Origin of the sequence: Bacteroides cellulosilyticus DSM 14838 (genome assembly GCF_000158035.1) — a bacterium.
In the GTDB taxonomy this organism is placed as follows: domain Bacteria; phylum Bacteroidota; class Bacteroidia; order Bacteroidales; family Bacteroidaceae; genus Bacteroides; species Bacteroides cellulosilyticus.
This window is the reverse complement of sequence record NZ_EQ973490.1, coordinates 900489-907613: the sequence shown is the minus strand read 5'-3', so window position 1 is coordinate 907613 and position 7125 is coordinate 900489. Positions and strand designations below refer to the sequence as shown.

4 protein-coding genes are annotated in these 7125 nt (G+C 42.1%); all 4 read right to left on the bottom strand.

The window, feature by feature from the left end; all coding sequences use genetic code 11:
• Positions 1–469, bottom strand: a 469-nt coding sequence (locus BACCELL_RS08125; protein WP_248604787.1) for a DUF4969 domain-containing protein, incomplete at its 3' end; no start/stop codon positions are given.
• 50 nt (positions 470–519) lie between these two features.
• Complete coding sequence (locus tag BACCELL_RS08120; RefSeq protein WP_044153500.1) at positions 520–2526, bottom strand: RagB/SusD family nutrient uptake outer membrane protein; 2007 nt, start codon at positions 2524–2526, stop codon at positions 520–522.
• A 48-nt stretch (positions 2527–2574) separates the two neighbouring features.
• Positions 2575–5838 carry a SusC/RagA family TonB-linked outer membrane protein gene (locus tag BACCELL_RS08115; RefSeq protein ID WP_007211211.1) on the bottom strand — a complete coding sequence of 1088 codons (3264 nt, stop codon included), beginning with the start codon at positions 5836–5838 and terminating at the stop codon, positions 2575–2577.
• A gap of 49 nt (positions 5839–5887) precedes the next feature.
• Entirely contained in the window at positions 5888–7114 is a 1227-nt protein-coding gene (locus BACCELL_RS08110; protein WP_007211210.1) for a BACON domain-containing protein, read from the bottom strand.
• Positions 7115–7125 lie beyond the last annotated feature (11 nt).

The following is a 7125-nucleotide window of genomic DNA, read 5'->3' as shown; positions in this document are numbered from 1 at the left end:
GGACGTATTGGGGGGTTAGGTAGGTGAAAGAATCACCTACCATGTTAGTACTGAACCAGAGAAGTTCTATTTTCAGATCATATTTATTCGCAAATTGTAAGATTGAATTTACGATATTGAAATCATACTTCTCTTCCTTTGCTTCTATCATATTCCAGGAAATAGGAATCTGCACACAGTTCACTCCTAGTTCTTGAGCTTTTTTGAAATAATTCTCTGCCTCGTTTATACTCATTTTGTCACAGTTGAGCAGGGCATCAAGGCGTATTTGTGCCCCGAGGAGTGGGAAGGGCTTACCATCCACCTCAAGATAAGTTTTACCATTTTCTGTTGCAACTTTACTTACTTCTATCTGAGGTAGTATCGGTTCCTTTCCTGTTTCGTCAACTTCACTGTCTGAGCAAGCTATGGCAAGGAAAGAAAAACAGGCCAAAGTATAGACTAATAATATTGCTTTTTTATACATCATATTTTCCATTTATCTGTTAATGAATCTATTTTATGAACTTTGTCCGGCTACTATTCGGGAGTACCTCCTCCGATCATAGGCCATCCGGGATTCTGGTAGATGGGGGAGCTATTCAGGTCTCCTCCTTGTGAAGTCACCAGAAAATGTTCTATGGCAATAGGATCAAGATAGTGCGCCATGTGCCATCGATAACCATTGTAGGCGATGTTATTGGCAGTGATGTGGTATGGAGCTAAATAGGTACTGAAATTACGGGATGATACATTTTCTCCTTCTTTCAATATTGAGTTTCCGGAACCGTCTTTATACCAGTCCCAATTGTACATCTCTTGCCATAGGTTCATTCCCAGTATATGGTAAGGCTTAGTGATCATCTGATCCATAGCGCGCCAGCGGTGCAGATCCATTGAACGAAGCCCTTCGGCCATCAGCTCACATCGGCGTTCACGACGGATGTTGTAGCGGGTGGCATCAATAACTTGTCCGGCGGAATAGGCTCCCCAGTCAGTTTCAGCTTCTTTGGCCATATCCGTTAGGCGGATGGTTTTTTGGAAATCTTCATTCACGCCGGCTCGACGACGTATGGTGCGCCAGTATTCTTCTGCAACGTCATTAAGTGTACCGTAGCGTTCATAGTAGGCTTCTATATAATTGAGATAGGCCTCTGCTGCACGGAATACAATGGAGCCAACGTTACTTTGCGTATTTGCTGTATATTTGCCATCCGGATTTAAACCTTTACGTATGGCGTAGCCGGTATTGTATTTATCAGTAACGGTGGCAGCTGTGATGTCAGGTTTGGTTTCATATTCTCTGCCGGCTGCTACAGTGCCTTGTGGAGGAGTATGCAGATTGCGTTGTCCTGGTTTCTTGATAAAGATATCAGCGCGTGTATCACGATTTTTGGTAATATGTTCCATATTGTTGTCTCCCCAATAGGAATTATTCTCGTCAGCCCACATGGGTGAAGCGTATATTGGTTCGCCGTTTTTCAAGATAAAAGCATCTACCATACTTTTGGTTGTTCCCACACCATGATTTCCCGTACAAGCATATTCGCATACTTCATTAGCCACACCTTGTGCCCAGTCATAGCGCTTCCACAATAATACTTCGTTATATTTATCCATGTCTGTGCTACAGAACATACTGAAATAAGGATTTTCTGTGTCTTCTGGATTCTGTGCGAAGTAACCTGTATTGGTAGTCAGAGTGTGTTTGTCGGCAATAATCTGAGATGCTGCAATAGCTTCGTCAAAGAAGAAATTGATTTCGTTGTCAATACTTCCGGATGGGAAAGTATAGCCGGCATTGTATTCTTTATTTGCTCCAGCCCATCCCGGACCGCCAGGAACAAAAGCTGTTCCTTTGAAGTTTTTCAGCCATGATGCTTCATACAATGCCACTCTGGATTTGAGTAGGATGGCGCAATCTCGGGTGACACGGTTTTTAGTACCGTCTGGTGATTGTTCCTTCAGCATTTCAATGGCTGTATTGAGGTCGGACAGAATGAAACGTGCAACTTCATTACGAGGAGATCTTTTACTGATTTCCGTTAGTATTTCGCTTTCATTGGGATAAGTTTTTGTAATGATGGGGAAATCTCCTACAGTCCTTAGCCGTTCAAAGTAGTCAAAAGCACGGAAAAAGTAGATTTCACCAATATAGTGACGGATGTTTTCCCGGTTGCCGGTTATAGTATTAGCTTCATAGGCAGGTAACACATTTTCCAGGAAATAGTTACAACGGTAAATATTTCCGAAATACCAGGTACCGTCACTTTGTCCTACTCTCCAATAACCAGGAGCGTAGAGAGTACTGGGTTGCATGGCAGCCATATTGTCGGTATGCTGATCTGATTCGAAAGTACCGTAACCATAAGTACCATGTGTAGGCAACATTTGATATTGGTCATTGGCGTAAGAGGCTACATTCGTCTCCGTAGTCATGTACTCGTCGGGTGCGAGTTGGTCAAGCGGTTCCTGATTGAGGAAAGCATCGCAACTTGTCAGGAGGAATAACATTCCTGATAGCGTATATATGAGATGATTTTTCATAAGTGTTTTTTTTAATTTGAGCATTAAGATTTTCATTTGGTTTACCGATTAGAACGTAATGTTCAGCCCGAAAGCATAGGTTCTGGAGAGTGGGTAAGCATAACCATGTGCAAAACTACCACTTTCTATTGTTTCGGGATCGAAAAACTTGACCAGATCGGTAATCGTTAACAAATTCTCACCGGAAGCGAAGAAACGCAGGTTCTGTACTCCCATTTTTTGTACTATCTTACGCGGTAACGTATAACCGATTTGTAGGTTTTTCAGGCGCATATATGCAGCATTCTGTAAGTATTTGGTCTGGCATTGCTGGTTCTTGTTTGTATTGAGTAACGGTCTGGGATAATAGGAATTCAGATTGACTCCCAACGGGCTGCTTTCGTCATTACGGAAATAATCTTCATGGCCTTTGAGAGCAGTAGAGAACCAATATCCTTGTGAGCCATTTGCTCCCCAAAAATAGTAACTTCCCTGAAAATAGTCCCGTTTCAGCGTTCCTTGCCAGAACATACGGAAGTCGAATCCCTTCCAGTCAGCTGACAGATCAATTCCTACATTATAGCGTGGTGTAGAATTACCAATGCGTTTCAAGTCGCCATGGTTGTCTAAGGTACGTGCACCGGCATCTATTTTGCCATCTTCATTGAGATCACTGTACATGATGTCGCCGGCTTGCCAATCTTGACCCAATGCGCTTTGTCCACCATTTACTAAACTGCCTACATGCTCGGCCATCTCATCATCGGTTCTGGCTATTCCGATGGTTTCATATCCCCAGATTTCACCGCAATATTTACCTTCATAGAAACTGTCTATCAGGCCTGATGGATTTGAGTAACGGGTAATTTTAGTACGACTGTCTGCCAGTGTGAAGCGCAGGCTGTAATTTAACCCGTTTTGCAGACGGTCTTTCCACATTAATTCCAGTTCCCAACCGGCTGTTCGCAGATCGGTATTGTTGGAGGGTGGTACGGCAATACCTAATGTAGCAGGTAACTTTTCTGACGGACCTACCATATCGTTGGTGTTTCGGATAAAGTAGTCAAAAGAGCCTGTCAAACGATTGTTAAACAGTCCAATATCTATACCGACATTCCAAGTGCGTATCTTTTCCCATGTAAGATCGTAGCTGACCAATGCAGGTGCCCAAGCTATGTTGGGTTTTACACCATTCATGAGCCACTTGTCGCTTGTACCTGTTCCCATAACAGTATAGGTGGGGTAAAGTGCTGTAGTGTTTTGATTACCTAAGCTACCGTAAGAGGCTCTTAGTTTCAAGGTATTCATTATACGCGTAGCTGGTTGGAAGAATTCCTCTCTTGCAATGTTCCAACCCAATGATGCAGAGGGAAAGAATCCCCAACGGTCATCACTGCGAAAACGTGAAGAACCATCGTAACGAAGATTGGCTTCGACTAAGTATTTTTCTTGAAAATCATAGTTCACTCTGCCGAAGAATCCGGCAGTGCTCCAGCGATTGTGTCCTCCGGATACGTTGGGAGCAATAACTTTTCCATCTTTGTCTATACCTGTAGAAGTGTTTATGGTTGGTTTACCAGGATAAGTGATACCAATCTTCTGTGCCCATATATTACGGTAGTTGTTAGCTTCAGCCTGAAATCCGGCCAGTGCTTTCAGATGATGAGATTTAGCAAATGTCTTCTCAAAATCGGTATAGAGATTTACATTGAAGTAATCACTGGCGAAGCTACTTTCAGATACAGAAGAATTTTCATCCCAACTTCTTACTTTGGTTACTCCATCTACACCAATTTGACTGATAGTAAGTAAGTCCTCATGTGCATATTGAGTATTATACCGATAACTTAGGTCACCAATCAGACGCCATCCTTTAATGGGCTCTATGGTAAGATTGAATTGCTGGTACAGCCAAGTGTTGCGTTCGGTTTTACGACCGCCATTTTTCATTTGTTGTACATGATCGTCAAATAAGTTACCGTTCGGGTCGTACAGAGGCTTCACAGGCCAGCATTGACGGCCGATATCAGAAAAGAAGGAATCATTCATGTGGGTAGGTTGTACAAAATCATTACGTACAAAACGGGTGTTTGAAGATAATGATACAGCTCTGGATAATTGGGCGCTAATCTTGGCTGACATCGTATATCGCTTAGAGTAATCCTCGCCCATGCGGAGAGTTCCATCCTGATCGAGATAATTGGCTGACAAGTAATATTGTATCTTGTCCGTACCACCGTTTACACTGAAATTATGTTCATGTGCAAAAACATTCTTCTTGAAAAACAAGTTGTAGTAGTCTATATTGTCATTTCCTTCTTGGTAACCGTCGGCCCAGGTGTTGCTTCCATTCAGAGGGATAGTAGTATAAGAGATTTTTCCATCCATGTAATCTTTGATACGTTGCAAACGTGTTTGGGACACCCAGTTATAAGATCCCCAGCCAGAATTGTAGCCAGCATCATTGAAAAATAAAGCATACGTGTAAGAATCTAAGGATGAAGGCATATTAATGGGGCTGCTTAGGCGGAAACTGTTATTATAGTTTATTTGGGCTTTACCAGCTTTTCCTTTTTTGGTGGTTACCAATACAACTCCGAAAGGTGCTCTTGATCCGTATATAGAAGAGGCTGCGGCATCTTTCAATACTGAAATAGACTCTATATCCTGTGGATTTACGGAGAAAATATCAGCTTCCATACCATCTATCAGAATGAGGGCATCACCCGTGGAACCTTCACCAATGGTACCTATACCACGTACATTGATACTTTGTTTTTGATTAAGTCCTCCACCTTTGTTACTGTAAATATTCAGGCCGGGAACCTGCCCTTGCAGTGCTTGTACAGCGTTGGCTACAGGCACGGATTCGAAAGCTTTTGAGTCTATTACACTTACGGAACCTGTAAGATTTACCTTTTTTTGAGTACCGTAACCTACAACGACTACTTCTTCAAGTATTTGGTTGTCTATTTCCAAGGTTACATTTATTACTTTTCTATTGCCAACCTGTTGCTGTATAGATTTGAAGCCGATAAAGCTAAATTCTATGGTAGCATCAGGAGAAGCTTTTAGCTGATATTTACCATTTATATCTGTCACTACTCCGGATATTGACTCTCCTGCTTTTACGGCAACAGAAACTCCTGGCAATGGTTCTCCTTCGTTGTCTTTTACAAGTCCGGAGATTGTATTGTCTTGTGCATATATACTGATAGAATGCACTAGCAAGAAAACTATGATTACGATTGGCTTCTGATTTCTGATGTAATCAGATACCGACAAAGCCATTCCTTGCAAAAGTCTGAAATAATGTTTTGAATAGTCTTTCATAATTTATCGATTTAATATGTATAAATTAGAATTTTCTCATGTTTTCGTTTTATTTTTTATTTGCTACGCAGCGTACTGGGTAAGCTGCTGCATTTCCGGCAAATTCGTTGTTGCTTATACTGTTGTCTGCGCCTATCCAACAAATGTATCGGTCCCAGGTCTGTCCGGGGCGTGTGATACTTGTGATATTGGCCGGCCACCAGATGATTTGTGCACCGGAATCTCTGTCACGGAAACCAGACTGCGGCCAGAAAATAGCACCTCTCATATTGTCTTTGTTTGCAAGAGCAGCTTCTTCTCTCGGGATACCTACAATGGCTCCGGGTACGAGGAAATGACTGTTTGTTGGTTCTGCCCAAATGAAATAAGGATTCCCGGAGTTTCCAGTCAATCTTTGTATTTCTTCATATTCGGGAATTCTCCAGCCTTCCGGACAAGGATTCTTTTCAGCTCTCCAGCTTGGAATTCCGTCGTCGTATGCTCCCGTTCTGAAACCATTAGGTTTATTATTGTCTTCTTTCGGACTGGTGTTGGGATAGCCGATAGCTGAGTCATATTGATACAACAATCCTTTGGTGTCGGGAGATGCTGCAAAATATCCAGGTTGAGCAACATCGCTTTTCGCCCAGATCAGACCATTAATTTCAATTCCGAATCCTTGTTGTATGGTTATGTCTGAAGACAGGTTACCTGAACTGACCGTAATAGTAGCCATTCGCATTTCATTATCAGATACTTCTGACAAGTGAATGGTAATATTTCCTACGCCTTCTCCTGTATCATTTTTTAAAGTACACCAGGAGGCTGCTTCTCGATTGACTGTTGCTTGCCAGGTTCCTTTACATAATACTTTTACCTGATAGTCTCCTGCATTATTACTAATAGGGGCGATGTTTGCAGGTTCTGTTGCCAGTGAGGGCTTAGCTAGTTGGGTAATATGAATTTCTTTTGTTTCGTCACCGGCAGTTACAAGGAAAGTGGCAGTACGATCTTCCAGTACATTACTGTATTCGTCAATCCACAAAGTGAATATCCCATCTCCGTTTAGCACCGAAGGTAAAAGAAAGATCCACCCGGATTTGTCCGGTGAGTCGTAGGTAATGGTTGCTTTGGACGGCATATTGCAGAATACGGGTATGTTGATTGTATCTTTCTTACATTCAACTTGAATATTAGATTCTGCTTCTATTCTCAAGTTGGGAGAATCGTCATCTTTGCATCCTGTCAGGAATAGTATTGTGCATGCTATTCCTGTGATAAATAAATTTCTTTTCATTGTATTTTCTT